Genomic DNA, 21,200 nt, shown 5'->3' on the forward strand with positions numbered 1-21,200 from the left:
CGTATAATGAATATGTATATTTTTATGAATCGTATTTTACAATATATTTACTGTCTGCCGGAATGCGCTTTTGCAGTTCCGGCGGATAATATATAAAGTTTTTATGGCATTATTATGCCTTAAATATATTTTAAAGATCCGAGCGGCTTGGGATCTTAAAGTAAATTAATTATACAAAATTAATACATAATATCCGGTATATAGTCTTATTATTTATTTTTTCTACCATTATTTAAAACCGCCTTTACTTAGGTGATATTAAACGGAACAATCATTCTAAATCAGAAAAAAGAATAATCATTGAAAAATAACCGGAAAAAAGAAAAGCGAGGTTATAACGTGGAAAACAATCAGACAAAAGCGGCGAATGACAACAGACGAAAGGGACTTAAAAGAAACGAACCGTTAAAAACGGCAGGTCAGAAAAAAGCCTTGCCTCCAGCATCGGCGATAAAAACTACATTTGCTCCGAGACCGAAAAGAGAATCAAGAAAAACTCCTGTAAAAATAATTCCGTTGGGCGGTCTTAATGAGATCGGAAAAAATATGACCGTAATAGAATGCTGCAACGACATTTTTATTATTGACTGCGGACTGGCTTTCCCTGATACTGAAATGCCGGGAGTTGATATTGTTATACCTGATTTTACTTATATTGAAAGAAACAGGGATAAAGTACGGGGCGTTGTTCTTACTCACGGTCATGAGGATCATATCGGCGGACTTGCCTATCTTCTGAAAAAGGTAAACGTTCCTGTTTACGGTACAAAACTTACTCTTGGACTTGTAGACGGAAAGCTTAAAGAGCACGGTCTTTCAGGAAAGGTTAAGCTTATTGTCACTGCGCCGAGAAAAACAGTAAAAATGGGCTGTATGGCGGTAGAATTTATAAAGGTCAATCATTCTATTCCGGACGCTGTCGGAATGGCTATACACACGCCCGCCGGAGTTATCGTCCATACAGGAGATTTCAAAGTGGATTATAGTCCTATAAACGGAGGAATTATAGATCTGACACGTTTCGGAGAACTTGGAAGCAAAGGCGTTCTGGCGCTTATGGCTGATTCTACAAATGCCGAACGTCCGGGATATACTCAGTCGGAACGAAAAGTAGGGGAATCCTTTGAAAAGCTTTTTACAAAGGCTGAAGGAAAAAGAATAATAATTGCTACGTTTTCTTCTAATATACACAGAATACAGCAGATTGTTGACTGTGCTGAAAGATACGGAAGAAAGGTTGCGGTATTCGGCAGAAGCATGATTAATGTTATTACTACCGCAATTGAACTGGGATATCTGAGAGTTCCAAAGGGTATAATTATAGACATTGACATGATGAATCGGTATGACAGTTCACAGATAGTGCTGATTACGACGGGAAGTCAGGGAGAACCTATGTCCGCTTTGACCCGAATGGCAATGAACGATCATAAAAAAGTCAATATCACGCCCATGGACTTTATTATTATCTCAGCTACTCCTATCCCTGGCAATGAAAAATTTGTGACTAAAGTTGTAAATGAGCTTATGAAATCCGGCGCTTCAGTTGTATACGAAGCAATGTACGAAGTTCATGTTTCAGGGCATGCATGTCAGGAAGAGCTTAAATTAATTCAGGCTCTTACAAAACCTAAGTTCTTTATTCCTGTTCACGGGGAATATAAGCATCTGAAAAAACATGCTGAACTTGCGCTTGAATTGGGAATGCCTAAAGAAAACATTATTATCGGTGAAATCGGAAATGTAATTGAAACCGACGGTAATAAAATGTCTATCGTTTCACAGGTTCCGGCAGGAAGAGTTCTTGTTGACGGTTTGGGTGTAGGAGACGTCGGTTCAATCGTACTCAGAGACCGAAAGCATCTTGCCCAGGACGGTCTGATAATAGTTGTTGTAGGAATAGATAAAGCAACAAACAGTATAGTTTCCGGTCCTGATATTATTTCAAGGGGATTTGTTTACGTGAGAGAATCGGAAGAGCTTATTGACAGTGCAAAGGCTGTTATGGGACATACTCTCGATTCCTGTTCTATTCAGGATTTCAGAGAATGGAATTCCATAAAAACGCGTATGCGTGATGCGCTTTCAGATTATATTTATGAAAAAACAAAACGCAGTCCTATGATACTGCCTATTATAATGGAAGTGTGATAAATTACCAGCGCTTGTATGGCAAATTCTGCGGTACGGCTTTTACAAATTTTCGGAGGTGGATCTGTTGAGAAGAAAGTTTCCGGTCAGTTTTATAATATCTATATGCCTGCTTATACTTTCATGTGTCTTTTCGGCAGTTATGCTGAGAGAATACAGTATTCAGCGATTCCTTCTGGCAATAATTCCGGCCGTAATATGTTCAGGAATCCTTATTACAGAACTGTTTATTGCTCATAAAAATTCCCTCAGATTTATTGCTTCATTGAATGAATCTGTAGGCGTAACGGAAAATGAGGTTCTTTATTATGCAGAGTCGCCGGCTGTGATTATGAACGAAGATTTTTTAGTTTTGTGGTGCAATAAGGAATTTGACAGCCAGATAATGCCTGACTATGAAATATTCGGAAATAATATCGGTAAATTTTTTGATATTGATTTAAAGGAACTTATGATAGAAGGCGTTACTACCAATGAATACAACGGCAGAACCTATAAAATCACTTCTATTGTAATTGACAAAAACAATCGGAAAATGATTTATCTCAACTTTACAGATATTTCAGAATTTGCGGAACTTTTCAGTAAATATAAAAGAACCCGTCCTTCAGTGATCCTCCTTGTAATCGATAACTATGAGGACGTTTTACAAAATTTCAAGGAAAGTGAAAAGGCGCAGGTTGCGGCGGCTATTGAAACTTTGCTTGAAGAATTTATGTCTAAGACGACAGGCGTTTTAAGAAAGCTTAGTCAGGATAAATTTATTGCAGTTATTGAAGAACAGCATTTGAATGAAATAATTAAATCTAAATTCAGTATTCTCGACAATGCCAGAAACATAACTGTCAGTGAAAAAAGCAGTATTATTACCCTTTCCATAGGAGTAGGTCACGGCGCTTCGACTCTTGAAGAAAGCGAATCTTTTGCAAAGCAGGCTCTTGATATGTGTCTGGGCAGAGGAGGGGATCAGGCAGCGGTAAAAACTGAAAACGGTTTCCGCTTCTTCGGCGGAGTTGCAAAGGGAGTTGAAAAGAAGTCAAGAGCCAAATCCCGTATTATTTCGAACGCTATACAGGAAGTGATCAACAGCAGCGACGATGTGTACATAATGGGACACAGGTTTGCCGATATGGACGCTGTCGGCTCGGGAACAGGTCTTGCCGGAGCTATACGGCAAATCGGTGTAGACGCTTACTTTGTCGTAGATATGCAGAAAAATTTGTCGGGAATGCTTATAGACAAAATAACTGAACAATATCCGGATATTATTATGTCTCCTGAGGAAGCGGAATTCCGTTTTGGTGAAAACAGTCTGCTTATTATTGTAGATACTCACAACGCAGCTATGCTTGAAAGCTACAAGCTTTATGAAATGGCTAATCAGAAGATAGTTATAGACCATCACAGAAAATCTGTTAATTTTATAGACGATGCTGTAATTTTCCATCACGAGCCTTATGCTTCATCAGCTTCGGAAATGGTTACGGAAATCATACAGTACTTTAAAAACATTACGGTTATTCCGCAGGTTTTTGCAGAAGCGCTGCTTGCGGGAATTATGCTTGATACAAAGAATTTTGTTATGAAAACAGGCGTAAGGACCTTTGAGGCCGCAGCTTATCTAAGAAAAAACGGAGCCGATACTGTAAAAGTAAAAAACTTTTTTACAAGCTCGATTGACGCTTATAAGAAAAAGTCTGCGCTTATTTCATCGGCTGAGATCATAAACAAATGTGCTGTTGCAACAGCGAACAGCCTGTCAGACGATATGAGAATAATCGCTCCTCAGGCAGCGGACGAACTTCTTAGTATTCAGGATGTCGACGCTTCCTTCGTAATTTATAAAATAGGAAATGTTACGAATATATCGGCAAGATCCCTGGGTGCTATGAATGTTCAGGTCATAATGGAAAAGCTGGGCGGCGGGGGTCATCAGACTATGGCAGCCGTACAGCTTGAAGATACTTCTTTTGAACTGGCAAAGCAAATGCTTATTGAAGCAATCAATTCAGATTAGGAGGACAAAACAATGAAGGTGATTTTTTTACAGGATGTTAAAGGATCAGGAAAAAAAGGCGAAGTTAAAAACGTATCCGACGGATATGCCAGAAATTTCCTGATAGGAAAAGGACTCGCCGTTGAAGCTACAGCCAAAAATATGAATCTTCTCGACGGACAAAAAGCGTCCGCACAGCACAAAAAAGACGTTGAAAAACAAAACGCTGAGGACATCAAAGCGGCCATAGACGGCAAAACAGTCAGGACTGCTGCAAACGCAGGCTCTAACGGCAGACTTTTCGGTTCAATTACAACAGGCAATATTGCCGACCTTATTGAAAAGCAGTTCGGCAAAAAAATTGATAAGAAAAAAATATCTCTTAAGACTGAAATTAAAAATTTTGGTACTTATGAAGCAGAAATCAGACTCTACAACGGAGTTACAGCTAAAGTAACTGTAGATGTTACTGAAAGCTGATCATGAGCAAAAATTCCAAGGAGTTAATAAATGGATTACGAGGATTTTTCCGATAAGGAGCTTCCGTACAGCCTTGAGGCGGAACAAACCGTTTTGGGAGCAATTTTAATTGATCAGTCGGTTATTTCCGTGGTTCTGGAAAAAGTAAAGCCGGAAAGTTTTTTCAATGAACAGCACCGTGCTCTTTTTAATATAATGCTTAGAATGTTTACCTCCGGTATAAAAGCGGATATCATAACCGTTTTGAATGAATCGGTCAAGGAAAACATCTTTGAATCCGCTCAGGAGGGAAGAAATTATCTCGGCGCACTTGTTAATATGGTGCCTTCCGTAGACAATGTTGACAGTTACTGTCAAATTGTTGCGGAAAAATACTACATAAGAAGCTTAGCGCTTGTTGCCCGCGAGCTTCTTCATGAAATTGCTATGGGACAGAATACCGCTCAGGTACTTCTGGATTCCGCTGAACAAAAAATATTTGACATAAGGCAGGGCAGAGACGTTAAGGGTCTTACTCCTATAAGCGATGTTGTATTTGAATCATGGGACAGACTTCAAAAAATCTCCGGTCCTGACAAGGACAAGTATCTCGGTGCAAAAACGGGATTTACGCTTCTTGATACGATTACGACAGGTCTTAACAAATCCGACCTTATTATACTTGCCGCCCGTCCGGGTATGGGTAAAACCTCGTTCGCTCTTAACATTGCAACAAACGTTGCAAGAAGAAGCGGAAAGGACGTAACAGTATTTTCGCTGGAAATGTCTAAGGAACAGCTTGCAACGAGAATGCTTTCAACCGAAGCCTTGGTTGACTCAAATAAACTCAGAAGCGGTTTCCTTTCGGATAACGATTGGGTACGCCTAGCGTCAAGCGCAGACGTTTTATGCGGTATGCCGCTTTATCTTGACGATACTGCCGGAACTACAGTGCAGCAAATAAAAGCAAAGCTCAGACGTGTAAAAAACCTAGGACTGGTAGTTATCGACTATCTACAGCTTTTAGGTTCAACCGTTAAATCTGAAAATCAGGTACTGAGAATTTCTGAAATTACAAGAAATCTAAAAATTATGGCAAAGGAAATGGATGTGCCTGTTATACTGCTTTCACAGCTTAACCGTGGCGTTGAAAGCCGTCCTGACAAAAGACCTATGCTGTCGGACTTAAGAGAATCCGGTTCTATCGAACAAGACGCAGACATTGTTATGTTCCTATACAGAGACGCATATTATAATAAAGAAAGCGCTGAGCCGAATATTTCTGAATGTATTGTGGCGAAAAACCGTCACGGCGATACGGGAACGGTAAAGCTTATCTGGGACGGTCAGTTTACACGTTTTTCAAACGCTGACTTTAATACTCCTCCGGAGGGTTAAATGTTTTTAGATATAGTAATAAATACCATTGACGAGTATGGTATGATAAAAAAGGACGATTGTATTACCGCTGCGCTTTCAGGCGGCGCTGACAGTGTTTGTCTGCTCCTTATTCTAAAAGAACTTTCAGACAAATATAGTTTCACACTTGACGCTTTGCATATAAATCATTGTATCAGAGGAAAAGAAAGCGACAGAGATGAGGAATTTTGCCGAAATCTCTGTAAAAAATATGATATACCACTGACAGTTATCCGTACCGATGTTCCCGCGGCTGCCGCAGAATCAAAAAAGTCGCTTGAAGAAACCGCAAGGGACATCAGGTATCAAGCCTTTGAAAAGCATGCCGGAGACAAAGGTAAAATTGCAACCGCCCATACGGTTTCTGACAATGCGGAAACGGTAATTCTCAATATGGCAAGAGGAACAGGTTTGAAGGGATTATGCGGTATACCGCCTGTGAGAGATAATATAATCCGTCCTCTTTTAGATGTTACAAGACAGCATATTGAAGATTATTTAAAAAGCATAAATCAAGGGTTTGTGACTGATTCCACAAATCTTTCAGACGATTATACAAGAAACAGGATCAGACATAAAATCATTCCTGAATTGCTTAAAATAAATGAGGGATTTTATAAAACTTTTTCTTCTGAAATTAAAATTCTAAAGGAAGAAAACAGTTTTATCGCTCAGTGTGCCGAGGATGCATACAGAAAGTGCCGAAATGGTTCGGGTGTAATAAGCGGATTGGATAAATATCCCGACGCTGTGAAAAAAAGAATCATTTCTATGTTTTTTATTGAAAATAATCTTCCTTTTGATTATAATAAAATATGTTCAGTATGCTCTCTTGCCGAAAAAAACGGCAAAATTAATATTGCAAAAGGAGTTTTTATTACCGGAAAAAACGGCAGTATTTCTATTATTGGTGAATCTGAAAGAATTCCGGAGCTTGAAACTCCTCTTAAAATTGGTCGGAATTATATTTTTAAGAATAAAGTTCTGATTGCTGAAAAAAATAAAAAAGACGGTTTATTGATCGACCTGGATAAAGTCTGCGGTACGATTATTCTGAGAAACCGGAGATACGGGGATAAAATCAAGCTTAGCGGACGGGATTTTACATCTTCCGTGAAAAAGCTTTTAAATGAAAATATTCCATCTGAAAAACGTCCGTTTATTCACTATCTGTCCGATGATATGGGACTCATTTATGTTGAAAATATCGGCGTTGCAGACAGAGTTAAAGTAACCGGGGAATCAAATCGGATTTTATCCGTAAAAACAGAGGATGTGATATGAAATTGTCAGAACACGAAATAAAAAAAGTCCTCTTTTCGGCTGAGGAAATAAAAACTCGTGTTGCAGAATTAGGAAAAATTCTAACGGAGGATTATAAAAACAAAAATCCTCTTTTAATCTGCCCTTTGAAGGGTTCTATTATGTTTTTTTCAGATATTGTAAGGGAAATAAAAATTCCCTGTGAAATTGACTTTATGACTGTTTCAAGTTATAATAGTAATACGGTAAGCTCCGGAGAAATTAAAATTTTAAAGGATCTTACGGAAAATATAAACGGAAGGCATGTACTCATTATAGAAGATATTATTGATACAGGTCTTACCCTTTATAATCTGAAAAAAATGTTAAGCAGCAGAAATCCCGAAAGCTTGAAAATCTGTACTCTTTTAGATAAACCGTCCCGCCGCATTGCCGATATTAAAGGCGATTACTGCGGATTTGTTATTCCCGATAAGTTTGTGGTAGGTTACGGCATGGATCTGAATGAGAAATACAGAAACCTGCCTTTTATAGGCATTTACGAATCTGAAAATACATAAGGCAGCGCCGCACAGCGGTATTGCCGCAGACAAAAGAATGGAGTGAATTTATTATTGGCATCTAACAGAAACAACAGAGGAATAGCAGCATATATTGCAGTTGCAGCAGTTCTGATTCTTGCATTTGTGTTTATTTTTCCTCAAATTACTGAATCAGGCAAAAAAACTCAGTATTCGGATGTAATTAAGTACTTTGACGATTACAAGGTTAGCTCTTACACCCTTGATCTGGGATCAGGCGAGCTTGAATTTACAATTGAAGGGGAAGAGAAGCCCCGTCAGTATACAGTTCCTAATGTAAGCGTTTTTCTTGACGATACTGAAAATTACAGAGAAAATTACAACCAAAAGCATCCTGACGCTCCGCTGAAACAGGATTACAAAAAGATCAAGGATAATTCATGGATTCTTTCTGTGGTTCCGACTGTTTTAATGCTTGGATTGGGCATTGCATTGTTCATTTTTATGATGAAACAGGCAGGAGGCGGCGGTAAATATTCTTCCTTCGGCAAAGCAAACATTAAAAATCAAGCGCATAATAACGGTAAGAAGGTTACCTTTGCCGATGTTGCCGGTGCTGATGAAGAAAAGCATGAAATGGAAGAAATCGTTGATTTCCTTAAAAATCCTAAAAAATACAGTGAAATCGGCGCAAGAATTCCAAAAGGCGTGCTTCTTTTAGGACCTCCTGGTACAGGTAAAACGCTGCTTGCAAAGGCTGTTGCCGGTGAAGCAGGCTGTCCGTTTTTCCCAATTTCAGGTTCTGATTTTGTTGAAATGTTCGTAGGCGTCGGCGCTTCAAGAGTACGAGACCTTTTTGAACAGGCAAAGAAAAATGCTCCATCAATTATTTTCATTGATGAAATTGACGCTGTGGGACGTCAAAGAGGCACAGGTCTGGGCGGCGGACATGATGAACGTGAACAGACTTTGAACCAGTTACTTGTAGAAATGGACGGCTTTACGGGCAATGAAAGTGTTATTGTAATTGCAGCTACAAACCGTCGTGATATTCTTGATCCCGCACTGCTGCGTCCGGGACGTTTCGACAGACAGATTGTAGTCAGCTATCCTGATATAAAAGGACGTGAAGAGGTGCTGAAGGTTCATACAAGAAATAAGCCTTTAGCTCCGGACGTAAACCTTAAGACAATTGCCCAGACAACAGTCGGATTTACAGGAGCTGATCTTGAAAATCTCGTTAACGAGGCTTCGCTTCTTGCAGCACGTGCTGACAGAAAAGCTATCACTAAAGAAGATATAGAAGAAGCTACAATTAAAGTAGTTGCAGGTCCTGAAAAGAAATCCCGTGTGGTTACTGAACGTGAAAAGAAGTTGACTTCATATCATGAAGCAGGTCATGCAATCTGCACATATTATTGTCCGTCTCAGGATAAGGTGCATCAGGTATCAATCATCCCCAGAGGCATGGCAGGAGGCTTTACAATGTCACTTCCTGAGCATGACAAGTCCTATATGAGTAAAACTGAAATGTATGAAAATATTGTAACGCTCCTTGGCGGACGTGTTGCTGAAAAGCTGATACTTGACGATATTTCTACAGGCGCTTCAAATGATCTTGAAAGAGCTACTTCAATTGCCAGAAATATGGTTACAAGATACGGATTCAGTGAAAAGCTTGGCCCAATGGTTTACGGAAATGACCAGAGCGAAGTATTTTTAGGAAGAGACTTTAACAGCAACAGAAACTATTCTGAAAACGTTGCCGCTGAAATTGATGCTGAAATGAGAGAAATTATTGAGGGCGGTTATCAGAAGTCTAAAGATATTCTTGAAGAACATATGGATCAGTTGCATCTTCTTGCAAAATATCTTATGAAATTTGAAAAGATTGACAGCAATGACTTTGAAATTCTTATGAAGGGTGAAATGGATCCAAAGGTTTTTGAAAATTCTCCGGAAGATACTAAAACTGAAGAAAATTCAGAACCAGAAAGCACTAATGTTACCAATGAAAATTCTACAAAAACAGAAGAATAAAAACTATGGAGACTGTTATATACAGTCTCCATAAATTTGATTACAGGAGTAACAATTATGAAACTTCACTATAAGGGCAAATATGATTTAAATCCGGATTCCCTTCCGCATCAGCCTCATAAACCCAACGCCGTTCCTTTTAAGGAGGCAAAAGACACCAAAACCATGGCTATGATTTGTAATATTGCAGCTTTTCTGCTGCTTATTCCATTATTAATAATTTTATTTTTTAGATGCGGCAGAAACGGTCTTATTAATTTGTTTTGGGGGTCGCTCCTTTCAATGTTTTGTTTGTTTCCTCACGAAATTTTACATGCTGTCTGCTTTAAGGAAGATGTGTATTTATATACAAATTTCAAACAAGGCATGCTTTTTGTAGTCGGTACTGAAACAATGAGCAAATCAAGATTTATTATTATGTCTCTTCTGCCTAATCTGATATTTGGATTTATTCCGTATATTATTGCTATGATTATACCATCGGCTTCAATTTTAGGAGCTTTCGGAGCTGTATCAATTTGTATGGGCGTCGGCGATTATTATAATGCAATACATGCGCTAGTACAGATGCCTAAAGGTTCAAGAACATATTTACATAAATTCAATTCATTCTGGTATATTCCTGAAAGGTAATTTTTATAAGTAAAAACCCGCTTTGAAGCGGGCTTTTTTTATTTATATAAAAAAGAGCACCGCTGTTATGCGGTGCTGAGAGAGGGGGATCACACGGTCAGTTTTACCGTGTTATTAAAGACCTTTTAAAAGATCAATGAAAATGTCATGTTTAAATTTTATAAGTGAAAAAATCTTTATCTGTATGCACTCTGAAAAATTTATTTTCAGCTGTCTTTTTGAGACAAAGTGAACAAACAAATTTTTGGTTTACAATAATCTGAGTAAATGAATAGCCATCACAGCCTACAGACATTATAATATCATCATTTATCAAAAATTCTGCACTTTTCAGCGGATAAGATATACCTATTCCCAAAGCCTTGACAAAGCTTTCCTTGAGAGTCCATATTCTGAAAAACATTTGATCCGGATCGGCGGAATTTTCTAAAATATATTTTTCTTTTTCAGAAAAAGCACGTCTGATCACACCGGGACGTAACTTGCGAATATCCTCTGCATCAACGCCAACCTCTGTTTTTTCTATAGCGCATACAGCAAGCTCTCTGCAATGGCTTATATTAAAATAAAGATTTTTACTGTCTTTGAGAAAAGGTTTTCCATACTTGTTGTATGATACCGAACTTTCACTTAAATCAATACCGTATGATTTAAGCCCGTCTGATAACGCGGTATAAACAGATTTTCTCAGTTGCTTTTTATGCAGCGACTTATCATTATCAAGGTTAAATGAACGCCTGACAAAATAAAGCACTTATCAGCCTTTTTTAGCTGTTGATTTTGTTGTTGTTTTTGCTGTTTTTGTAGAAGCCTTAACAGCCTTAGAAGCAGTTTTGGAATCTGCCTTTACGGACGCCTTGGTTGATTTTGCAGTTTTTGCAGGAGCAGCCTTAGATGATTCTTCCTTATCTGTCTTAGCAGCTGCCTTGGTTGTTCTCTTTTTTGCAGCAGCCTTAGGCTTTTTATTTTCTTCAATAACAGCCTGAATAGAAAGTGCTTTTGAAATATCACCGTCAACTGTAATTTTTCCGGCTTCAAAAGCTTCAACTGCGCCCAGATTGCCGCTTAAAATATTAACAATATCTTCTCCAGAGGCTGTCAGTATAGCGTCATTATCCTTATAGTCAAACGGTTCTATAAACAACTGACCGTCGTTGATTTCAGCGTAGAACGCACCTGAACCTTCGCCAGTGATATTGATCTGCAATGCAAGATGACCTTCGTATTTGCTTACATCTGCCGAACCGAATTCTTTCTTTACCTTAGCTACGATTTCTTCATAAGTCATAGTTAAAATCCTCCTGTTTAATATACTTAGCTATGTTTACGCATCAAGCGTTCAATTTATTTTTTCATATTATATTTATAACATAAATTTCATAAAGAAGTCAATTGTTTAAATGTAGATTTTTTTTGATGTGAATTTGACTAAAATCAGCAATTTTTTTGATTTTTCGGTGCAAAATCAACGTAAATACGACTTTTACAATAGAAAATAAACAAATCATAAAACTTTTGATATAAAATACTGGTTATTTTGACTTATAAATTCATTGTGCAAAATGACGAATTAATTAATCATTTTTTGTATGATCCAACATTTTTTATGGGTTGTTTAAAGAATAACAATATGATATAATATTATTAACAAGTTAAAAATTCTTATTTGGGGGATTTTATGTTAATAAAATTAAAGAATTTAAAATGTCTGATTGATAGTTGGTATAACAAAATTTCAAATTCAAAAACCTATCAAAAGTGGTCAGTTATTGTCTTTTGTTTTCTTTGCTTTGCGGCGGTAATTCTGATCCAGATCAAATTTATGCTTCCTCTGGATCAACCGATATTCGGTCATGACGTGGGTTATCATCTTCTTCGTACTGAAGCCTTAAAGCAGCGAATTGAAGATATGAATTTTTTCAACGGCGGTATTGATTATTTGTTTTACAACGGTGCGGGATATGCAAGTTCCTTGGCTTATCCGGATCTGCTTTTATACATTCCTGCTCTTTTGCGGACAGCCGGTGTCGGAATAGGTCTGAGCATGTCGATTTTTTTAATCGTATGCCATGTTCTTAGCTATTTTTCGATGTTTTTATGTGTGCGAAAAATTTCCGGAAGTCCGGTCTGCGGAACTATTGCCGCCGTTATTTTTTCATTGTCACAGTACAGACTTGATAATCTTTTTACAAGATTTGCGCTGGGTGAGATTCAGGCGTACATATTCTGGCCGATAATTATATACGGTTTATACGACTTGATATTTGATGAATTCAAAAAGCCGTATGTACTTGGAATAGGAATTGCCGGTATGCTGCTTACTCATACCGTTTCTACAGCGCTTGCATTAGGATTGTGTGTTCTTTATGTTCTCATATTTATCAAAAGACTTATTAAAAATCCCAGAAAAATTATAAAGCTTGGTATTACGGCACTGATAGTCGTTGCAGTAACGTCTTTTTATTGGATACCTCTTCTGGAGTTTATGTTGTCATGTGATTTGACAGTTGCTCATCCCAGAAATGCAGCGTCGCAGTTTGTAGGAAAATTTTTAAACCTGTTTAAGGATATTCCATTGATTTATGCCGATGCAGGTTTAGGCATAGTGATTTTTCTGCTGTGTCTTCCGAGAATTGCCCTTTGTAAGAAATCTCCGATTTACAAGTCTCTTAATATTTCCGATACGGATAAGAAGCGTCCTAAGCTTCTTGTTGCCGCTGATTCATTTATGATTATAGGATTTCTTATATGTATTGCTTCAACAGATATTGCTCCTTGGAAAATATTGGCGCCGATCCTTGATTTTCTGCAATATCCGTATCGCTTATTTGCATTAGCTACCGCTTTGATAGCTGTTGCTGCTGCAATATTTGTGTATTGTTTAACTAAATTTACAAATTCACATAAATTAGGAATGGTTGTTGTGACTGCGGCTGCGGTTATATATTCATGCATTCACATTCAAACAATTGCTCCGTTCCACTTGGGGGAATATCCTGATAATTATTATGACAATCCTGAACAAACATATGATGTCAGCTACGGAGAATGGCTTCCGTGGGCAACCCAAATTAATATAGATTACGCCAGAGAAATGACAGATAAACTTGTTTTGAATAACGGTCAGCAAGTGCCGTTCGGAAGATATAACGGGTATCTTGAATTTATCATGCCGGAGGAAGGAGCAGATTATGCCGACGTACCGTTTATCTGGTACAAAGGCTATACTGCTGAGGATGAAACCGGAAAAGAGCTTGATATTTCTATGAATGAAATCGGCTTTGTAAGGGTAGATACCTCAGACGCCCAGGGCAAGGTTATGGTTCAATATAAGGTCACTCCTCTGAAAATAATATCATATATCATTACACTGACGGCATTTATAACTCTTGCTGTTATGGTTATAGTGAAAATAATTCGTAAGAAAAATAAATCAATTATGCCAAATCAAAATGAAACGGTATAATTTTAAAGGATGCTTTTTAAGGCGTCCTTTTTGTTAAATACAAACATAAGTTTAATAAATCAAATAAAATCCCAAATCCTTGACATTTTTATAAATTTATTATAAAATAAATATAATTATGTAAAATTAAATAAAGACGGATAAACAGATAAAGAAACGGCTTTTACTGTTTCCGCAGAAGGGAATATTCTTAAAATGAGTAACCAAATTAATGGCGTAAAGAGCGGATTCGGCTCAAGACTGGGATTTATTCTGGCAGCTGCCGGTTCTGCGGTAGGATTAGGAAATATTTGGCGTTTTCCTTATCTGGCAGCAAAATACGGCGGAGGAATGTTTTTACTTATATATCTGATACTTGCAGTAACTTTTGGATTTGCACTTATGATAACAGAAATTGCCATTGGCAGAAAAACAGGTAAAAGCGTTATCGGTGCATATTCGGCTATTAACAAACGTTTTGCTCCTCTTGGTTGGCTTGCTGCGGCGATTCCTGTTGTAATACTTCCATATTACTGTGTTATCGGAGGCTGGGTCTTAAAATATCTTACAGAATTTGCTACGGGAGGCGGAAAATCAACTGCCGACAGTGGTGATTACTTTTCTGCATTTATAAGCAGTCCTGCTGCACCAATGGTATTCTTTGCGATTTTTATTGTGCTTACCGCTGCTGTAGTAATGCTTGGCGTTCAAAAAGGCATAGAAAAAGTCAGTAAAATTCTTATGCCTGTACTTATGCTGCTTATTATAGGTATCGGTGTTTACACTCTTACTCTTCCGGGAGCAATTGACGGTCTGATATATTATGTTAAACCTGATTTATCGGAGTTTTCCATTAAAACAGTAATAGCCGCAATGGGGCAGCTTTTCTACTCTATGTCCCTTGCCATGGGAATTATGATTACTTATGGCTCATATATGCGTAAAGAGGATAATATTGAAAAATCAGTAAGACAAATTGAAATTTTTGATACGTTGGTAGCTTTTCTTGCCGGTTTGATAATTGTTCCGGCTGTGTTTGTTTTTTCAGGCGGCGACAGAAGCGCACTGAATGCCGGTCCTAAACTTATGTTTGTAACGCTTCCGAATGTTTTTGATTCCATGTCCGGCGGACAGATTGTAGGTACTGTATTTTTTGTTCTTGTCGCACTTGCGGCGCTTACATCGTCGATTTCATTAATGGAAACCGTTGTGTCTATTATGTGCGAGCGTTTCAAGCTCAAAAGAGTTACAAGCTGTTTGATAGTAATTGCATTTTCGTTCCTTTTGGGTATGGTTTCTATTTTCGGTTACAGTATATGGTCAGATTTTACGATTTTTAAAATGCAGATGCTTGATTTCTTTGACTTTGTAAGCAATAATATAATGATGCCTGTTGTTGCGCTTATGACGTGTATACTCATTGGTTTTGTTGTTAAATCAAAATATATTGAAGATGAAATAGAACTAAATGCCAAATTCAAGTCCAGAACACTTTATCGCATAATGATAAAATATATTTGTCCGGCTTGTATGATCGTCATATTATTATCCTCACTGTTTATCTCTCTTTGATAATTAAGAGCGGCTGATTAATAAAATAGCCGCTCTTAATTTTATTTTAAAAAGCCGCCCTTGAATTGCCATAAAATCTATGATATAATGATAATAATTATATTTGTGAAATGGAGAATTATTTAATGATTACAGTTTCAAACGTCAGTATGCAATTCGGCGGTTCTACGCTTTTTAAAAATGTTGATTTAAAATTTACCGGAGGAAATTGCTACGGCATTATCGGCGCTAACGGTGCGGGAAAATCAACTTTTCTGAAAATACTATGCGGTGATCTTGAACCTACAACAGGTGAAGTTTCTATTCAGAAAGGTACTCGTCTTTCTGTACTGAAACAGGATCACTTCGCTTTTGAAGAATTTACAGTACTTGACACCGTAATTATGGGAAATGCCCGTCTTTACGAGATAATGAAGCAGAAAGACGCTTTATATGCAAAAGAAGACTTTTCCGAAGAAGACGGCGTTTTAGCATCCGAACTTGAAGCGGAATTTGCAGAGCTTAACGGCTGGGAGGCAGAATCTGACGCTTCAAAGCTTATTCAGGGTCTTGGTTTGTCGGAAGAAATTCTGTATTCTCAAATGTCCACGCTGGACGGTAATGAGAAGGTTAAGGTTTTACTTGCACAGGCACTTTTCGGCAATCCGGATATCATTCTTCTGGACGAGCCTACTAACCATCTGGACATTGACGCTGTTAAGTGGCTTGAGGACTTTCTGGCCGAATATTTCGGTACTGTCTTAGTAGTATCCCATGACAGACATTTTCTTAACAATGTTTGTACTCATATTGTGGACATTGACTATACTAAAATCAAAATGTATGTGGGTAACTACGAATTCTGGTATGAATCCAGTCAACTCATGCAGCGAATGATAAAGCAGCAGAATAAAAAAGCTGAGGAAAAGATCAAGGAACTTAAAGCATTTATTGAACGATTCTCCGCTAATAAATCCAAATCTAAACAGGCAACCTCAAGAAGAAAAATGCTGGATAATCTTACAGTTGAAGAAATGCCTGCGTCCAGCAGAAAATATCCGTTTATTGGATTTTCTCCGGAAAGAGAACTTGGAAAAGAAATTCTTTCGGTAAATGGAATTTCAAAAACCGTAGACGGCGAAAAATTGCTGAACAACATTAATTTCACTCTAGGTAGAACTGACAAAGTCGCTTTTATAAGTGAAAGCGAACAGGCAATCACCATGTTGTTTAAAATACTAATGGAAGAAGAACAGCCTGATGAGGGTACTTTTAAATGGGGTGTTTCAACTTCAACGTCATACTTTCCTGTTGACAATAATAAGTATTTTGACGGCTGTGAAATGTCTATCATTGACTGGATGAGACAGTATTCCACTGATGAGACCGACACTTATCTGCGTGGCTTTTTAGGTCGTATGCTGTTTTCGGGAGACGATGTATATAAAAAAGTAAATGTTCTTTCCGGAGGCGAAAAGGTTCGCTGTATGTTTTCAAGAATGATGCTTTTCGGCTCTAACGTACTGGTTCTTGACAGACCTACAAACCACCTTGATCTTGAAAGCATAACGGCTGTAAATAACGGTCTGGTAAGCTTTAAGGGAGTTATTCTTCTGGCTTCTCACGACCATGAAATTCTTCAGACTGTTGCTAACCGTATTATAGAAATTACTCCCGATGGATGTATAGACCGTCAGGGAACTTATGAGGAATTTATTGAATTCAAGAAGAATTTAAAATAATTGTAAGAAAAACTTTCAAAAATAAAACTGACTTCGCTTATTGTACGAAGTCAGTTTTTTTATTAAATACTGTGGTTGATCATCAAATTAATATGAAACGCCCTGCCACATCATAGCGTCTGCAACCTTTGCAAATCCGGCAATGTTAGCGCCTGCAACCAGATTGCCTTCAAGACCGTATTCCTTAGAAGCATTGTATGAGTTGTGGAAAATGTTGATCATGATGTTCTTGAGCTTAGCGTCAACTTCTTCAAATGTCCAGCTGAGTCTTTCGGAATTCTGTGACATTTCAAGAGCAGAAGTAGCAACACCGCCTGCGTTAGCTGCCTTTGCAGGACCGAACATAACGCCTGCTGCAAGGAACTTTTCAACAGCTTCAGGAGTTGAAGGCATGTTAGCGCCTTCAGCAACAGCTATAACGCCGTTTTTGATAAGCATATCAGCATCGTCGCCGTTAAGCTCGTTCTGAGTAGCGCAAGGAAGAGCGATATCGCACTTGATGCTCCAGATGCCCTTGCCTTCTGTGTAAACAGAACCGGGAACTCTGTCAGCATATTCCTTGATTCTTCCTCTTTCAACTTCCTTGATCTGCTTAACAACATCAAGATTGATGCCGTTTTCATCATATATGTAACCGTTTGAGTCGGAAAGTGCTACAACCTTACCGCCCAGCTCTGTAGCCTTTTGAGTAGCGTAAATAGCAACATTTCCTGAACCGGAAATAACAACTGTCTTGTCTTTGAAGCTTTCATTCTTCATGGACTTGAGCATTTCGTCTGTAAAGTAGCAGAGACCGTAGCCTGTTGCTTCTGTTCTTGCAAGTGAGCCGCCGTAGGACAGACCCTTACCTGTCAGAACGCCTGTAAATTCATTGCGGAGTCTCTTATACTGACCGTACATGAAACCGATTTCTCTTGCTCCAACGCCGATATCGCCGGCAGGAACGTCTGTATCAGCACCGATGTGCTTTGAAAGTTCTGTCATAAAGCTCTGGCAGAATCTCATAACTTCAGCGTCAGACTTGCCTTTCGGGTCAAAGTCGGAACCGCCCTTACCGCCGCCGATCGGCAGACCTGTAAGACTGTTCTTGAAAATCTGTTCAAAACCTAAGAACTTGATTACTGATGCGCAAACTGTCGGGTGGAATCTCAAGCCGCCCTTGTATGGACCGATTGCAGAGTTAAACTGAACTCTGAAGCCTCTGTTGACCTGAACGTTACCGTTATCGTCAACCCATGGTACTCTGAACTGAATAAATCTTTCAGGCTCAACCAGTCTGTCAATAATGCCTGCCTTAACGATGTCAGGTCTCTTTTCAACTACCGGTTCAAAGCTTTCCAGTACTTCCTTTACAGCCTGAAGAAATTCTTCTTCACCCTTGTTTCTCTGGCATACCTTGTCGTATACGCCCTGTAAATATTCGCTTTTAAACGCCATTGTTTAAAACCTCCGTATTATTATTAATCGGAAAATAACATTCCAACATTAACTATTATACTATTTTTACTTAAATAAAGCAAGGGGTTTGACAATTTTTTATTTATTTTATAGTTTATTACGAAATACCGGAATAAATTCATTCCGGTATTTCTGCAAAGTTTACTATTGATACTAAAAGAAAATTAATTTACTTAATAGGTTCAAAGTCTGAAGCGGGATGCTTACACCATGGACAAATAAAATCTTCCGGAAGAGTTTCGCCCTCGTAAATATATCCGCAAACTTTGCATATAAAGCCTTTTTTCTTTTCCTGTGCATCGGATTTAGGCTTGATATTTTTGTGATAATAGCTGTAAGTGACTGATTCGCTGTCTGATAAAATTTCAGAGTCTGTAACTTCGGCAAGAAATAGAGAATGAGTATCTAAATCAGAAACAGAAATTACCTTTGCTGAAATAAACGCATTTGTTTCTTTGATAGTATAAATTATTCCGTTTGCCGACCTTTTAAACTCAATACCTTCTAGTTTGTCCGTATTGCGTCCGCTTTGGAATCCCCAATGCTTATATGTCTGGAATTTTGAATCCTGTGATAATATGGAAACATTAAACTCTCCTGTTTTGGAAATTAAGTCATGAGTGTAATTGAGTTTGTTTACTGCCGCAATTATTTGATTAGGAGTTTCCGTAACCTGCATTACGGTGTTAACGATACATCCGTTATCTTTTTGACTGTCCTTTGTGGTCAGGATATAAAGACCGTAGCTTAAGTTAAACATTGCTTGTTTGTTCATAACGTTCTCCTTTTGTTTTTTGAATATATAATTTATTGTAATAATATAAAAAATATTTGTCAAGTTGATTTTAAGAATTTTTATTGTGATTTTAATAGTATCTGCATAATTTGATAAAGTACTCATAATTTCCGGTTGACAAATTTAAAAAAATATTATACAATTAAAATGAGCAGACTATACGGCAGCGGAAACGATATAGTTTACGAGGAAAGTCCGGGCATCACAGAGCAGGATAACTGATAACGTCAGCCGGAGGCGACTCCAGGGCCAGTGCAGCAGAAATATACCGCCCGTTTTTTACGGGTAAGGGTGGAAAGGCGAGGTAAGAGCTCACCGGAATACAGGAGACTGTATTGCCGTGTAAACCCTATCCGATGCAACGCCTATTGGTACTTTTACGCCGACATTTGCTCGATGGGCATAAAAGTAATGGCGGCTTGAGCTTACGGGCGACCGTAAGCCTAGATAAATTGCCGTACACGACAGAACCCGGCTTATCGGTCTGGTCATAAAAAGCCTGAGAAATTATTTCTCAGGCTTTTATTTATGGGAATTCAATTATTAAATATGAAAACAAAAAGGCTTTACCGTTATGGCAAAGCCTTTTCTAAAACAAGTTATTTATTAGCCTAATTCAGCAAAATACTTGATTGTTCTTACCATCTGGCTTGTGTATGAGTTTTCGTTGTCATACCATGAAACAACCTGAACTTCATACAGATCGTCAGCAATCTTAGAAACCATTGTCTGAGTAGCGTCAAACAGTGAGCCGTACTTCATACCGATAACGTCAGAAGAAACGATAGCGTCTTCATTGTAACCGAATGATTCAGAAGCGGCAGCCTTCATAGCAGCATTGATGCCGTCAACTGTAACGTCCTTGCCCTTAACAACAGCTGTAAGGATTGTTGTAGAACCTGTTGGAACTGGAACTCTCTGTGCAGAACCGATGAGCTTGCCGTTGAGTTCAGGAATAACAAGACCGATAGCCTTAGCAGCGCCTGTTGAGTTAGGAACGATGTTAGCAGCGCCTGCTCTTGCTCTTCTCAGGTCGCCCTTTCTGTGAGGACCGTCAAGAATCATCTGATCGCCTGTGTAAGCGTGGATAGTTGACATGATACCGCTCTGGATTTCTGCATACTTGTTAAGTGTGTCAGCCATAGGAGCGAGGCAGTTAGTTGTGCATGAAGCAGCTGAAATGATCTTATCGTCAGCTGTCAGAGTTTTTTCATTAACGCTGAATACAACTGTCTTGAGGTCATTGCCTGCCGGAGCAGAAATAACAACCTTCTTAGCGCCTGCATCGATGTGAGCCTGTGACTTGTCCTTTGAGCAGTAGAAACCTGTACACTCTAAAACTACGTCAACGCCGATTTCACCCCATGGGAGTTCAGCGGCATTAGCCTTAGCATAAATTTTAAGTGTCTTACCGTCAACTGTAATTGTACCAGCTTCGTCATCAGCTGTTACAGTGTGAAGGTTTTCACCGATTCTTCCGCAGTATCCGCCCTGAGCTGTATCATACTTGAGCAGCTGAGCGAGCATTGAAGGCTTAGTAAGATCGTTGATAGCAACTACCTCGTAACCTTCAGCACCAAACATCTGTCTGAATGCAAGACGGCCGATACGGCCGAAACCATTAATAGCAACTTTTACTGACATTGGAAAATACCTCCTAAATATTTATATATATTATTGTACACTAAATTTGAATTTATTTCAAGTCCTTTGACAAAAAAATAAC

At 38.4% G+C, this 21,200-nt stretch carries 16 protein-coding genes and 1 other RNA gene; 12 read left to right on the plus strand and 5 right to left on the minus strand.

Annotated elements, in window-relative coordinates; translation table 11 throughout:
* The first annotated feature begins 339 nt into the window (after nt 1-339).
* From OCV67_RS02540 to OCV67_RS02575, 8 genes are all read left to right on the plus strand, one after another.
* Nucleotides 340-2,151: a ribonuclease J gene (locus tag OCV67_RS02540; RefSeq protein ID WP_147642292.1), complete on the plus strand. Its 1,812-nt coding sequence runs from the start codon at nt 340-342 to the stop codon at nt 2,149-2,151.
* Nucleotides 2,152-2,218: 67 nt separating this feature from the next.
* Nucleotides 2,219-4,168, plus strand: coding sequence for a DHH family phosphoesterase (locus OCV67_RS02545; protein ID WP_262644204.1), 1,950 nt, complete (start codon nt 2,219-2,221; stop codon nt 4,166-4,168).
* A 12-nt stretch (nt 4,169-4,180) separates the two neighbouring features.
* Nucleotides 4,181-4,627, plus strand: a complete 447-nt coding sequence (gene rplI, locus OCV67_RS02550) for a 50S ribosomal protein L9 (protein ID WP_147642293.1) — start codon at nt 4,181-4,183, stop codon at nt 4,625-4,627.
* 30 nt (nt 4,628-4,657) lie between these two features.
* Nucleotides 4,658-6,004, plus strand: coding sequence for a replicative DNA helicase (gene dnaB / locus OCV67_RS02555; protein WP_147642294.1), 1,347 nt, complete (start codon nt 4,658-4,660; stop codon nt 6,002-6,004).
* Nucleotides 6,005-7,309: a tRNA lysidine(34) synthetase TilS gene (gene tilS, locus OCV67_RS02560; RefSeq protein WP_147642295.1), complete on the plus strand. Its 1,305-nt coding sequence runs from the start codon at nt 6,005-6,007 to the stop codon at nt 7,307-7,309.
* The gene (gene hpt / locus OCV67_RS02565; RefSeq protein ID WP_147642296.1) at nt 7,306-7,848 is read left to right on the plus strand and encodes a hypoxanthine phosphoribosyltransferase; all 543 of its coding nucleotides are present in this window, start codon (nt 7,306-7,308) and stop codon (nt 7,846-7,848) included. Before tilS ends, hpt begins: the two co-directional genes overlap by 4 nt.
* 54 nt (nt 7,849-7,902) lie before the next feature.
* On the plus strand, nt 7,903-9,849 hold the full coding sequence (gene ftsH, locus OCV67_RS02570; RefSeq protein WP_178084967.1) for an ATP-dependent zinc metalloprotease FtsH: 1,947 nt from the start codon (nt 7,903-7,905) through the stop codon (nt 9,847-9,849).
* A 57-nt stretch (nt 9,850-9,906) separates the two neighbouring features.
* The gene (locus tag OCV67_RS02575) at nt 9,907-10,482 is read left to right on the plus strand and encodes a DUF3267 domain-containing protein (protein WP_147642297.1); all 576 of its coding nucleotides are present in this window, start codon (nt 9,907-9,909) and stop codon (nt 10,480-10,482) included.
* Nucleotides 10,483-10,633: 151 nt separating this feature from the next.
* Here the strand turns inward: OCV67_RS02575 and OCV67_RS02580 are convergent, their stop codons facing one another.
* Together OCV67_RS02580 and OCV67_RS02585 are read right to left on the minus strand one after the other, a co-directional pair.
* A complete protein-coding gene (locus tag OCV67_RS02580) occupies nt 10,634-11,236 on the minus strand; it encodes a 4'-phosphopantetheinyl transferase family protein (RefSeq protein ID WP_147642298.1) in 603 nt (200 codons plus the stop codon).
* Between the two features lie 3 nt (nt 11,237-11,239).
* Nucleotides 11,240-11,770 carry an SCP2 sterol-binding domain-containing protein gene (locus OCV67_RS02585; protein ID WP_147642299.1) on the minus strand — a complete coding sequence of 177 codons (531 nt, stop codon included), beginning with the start codon at nt 11,768-11,770 and terminating at the stop codon, nt 11,240-11,242.
* Between the two features lie 390 nt (nt 11,771-12,160).
* Here OCV67_RS02585 and OCV67_RS02590 point away from each other — a divergent pair, with 390 nt between their 5' ends.
* The 3 genes from OCV67_RS02590 to OCV67_RS02600 all read left to right on the plus strand — a co-directional run bounded on the left by OCV67_RS02590 (nt 12,161) and on the right by OCV67_RS02600 (nt 17,220).
* The gene (locus OCV67_RS02590) at nt 12,161-13,948 is read left to right on the plus strand and encodes a glycosyltransferase family protein (RefSeq protein ID WP_147642300.1); all 1,788 of its coding nucleotides are present in this window, start codon (nt 12,161-12,163) and stop codon (nt 13,946-13,948) included.
* A gap of 195 nt (nt 13,949-14,143) precedes the next feature.
* Entirely contained in the window at nt 14,144-15,499 is a 1,356-nt protein-coding gene (locus tag OCV67_RS02595) for a sodium-dependent transporter (protein ID WP_147642301.1), read from the plus strand.
* Nucleotides 15,500-15,624: 125 nt separating this feature from the next.
* Nucleotides 15,625-17,220 (plus strand): ABC-F family ATP-binding cassette domain-containing protein, encoded by a 1,596-nt coding sequence (locus OCV67_RS02600; RefSeq protein WP_147642302.1) that lies wholly within the window; start codon nt 15,625-15,627, stop codon nt 17,218-17,220.
* Between the two features lie 87 nt (nt 17,221-17,307).
* On the opposite strand, the gene gdhA is transcribed toward OCV67_RS02600, so the two are convergent.
* Nucleotides 17,308-18,657 (minus strand): NADP-specific glutamate dehydrogenase, encoded by a 1,350-nt coding sequence (gene gdhA / locus OCV67_RS02605; RefSeq protein WP_147642303.1) that lies wholly within the window; start codon nt 18,655-18,657, stop codon nt 17,308-17,310.
* A gap of 190 nt (nt 18,658-18,847) precedes the next feature.
* Entirely contained in the window at nt 18,848-19,453 is a 606-nt protein-coding gene (locus OCV67_RS02610; RefSeq protein ID WP_147642304.1) for a flavin reductase, read from the minus strand.
* Nucleotides 19,454-19,622: 169 nt separating this feature from the next.
* Between OCV67_RS02610 and rnpB the strand changes: the two genes are divergently transcribed.
* An RNA gene (rnpB, locus tag OCV67_RS02615) (RNase P RNA component class A) lies at nt 19,623-19,969 on the plus strand.
* A 111-nt stretch (nt 19,970-20,080) separates the two neighbouring features.
* On the opposite strand, the gene gap is transcribed toward rnpB, so the two are convergent.
* Entirely contained in the window at nt 20,081-21,118 is a 1,038-nt protein-coding gene (gene gap / locus OCV67_RS02620; RefSeq protein ID WP_147642305.1) for a type I glyceraldehyde-3-phosphate dehydrogenase, read from the minus strand.
* Nucleotides 21,119-21,200: the final 82 nt, after the last annotated feature.

The organism is Porcipelethomonas ammoniilytica, from assembly GCF_025567485.1.
Lineage (GTDB): Bacteria > Bacillota > Clostridia > Oscillospirales > Ruminococcaceae > Porcipelethomonas > Porcipelethomonas ammoniilytica.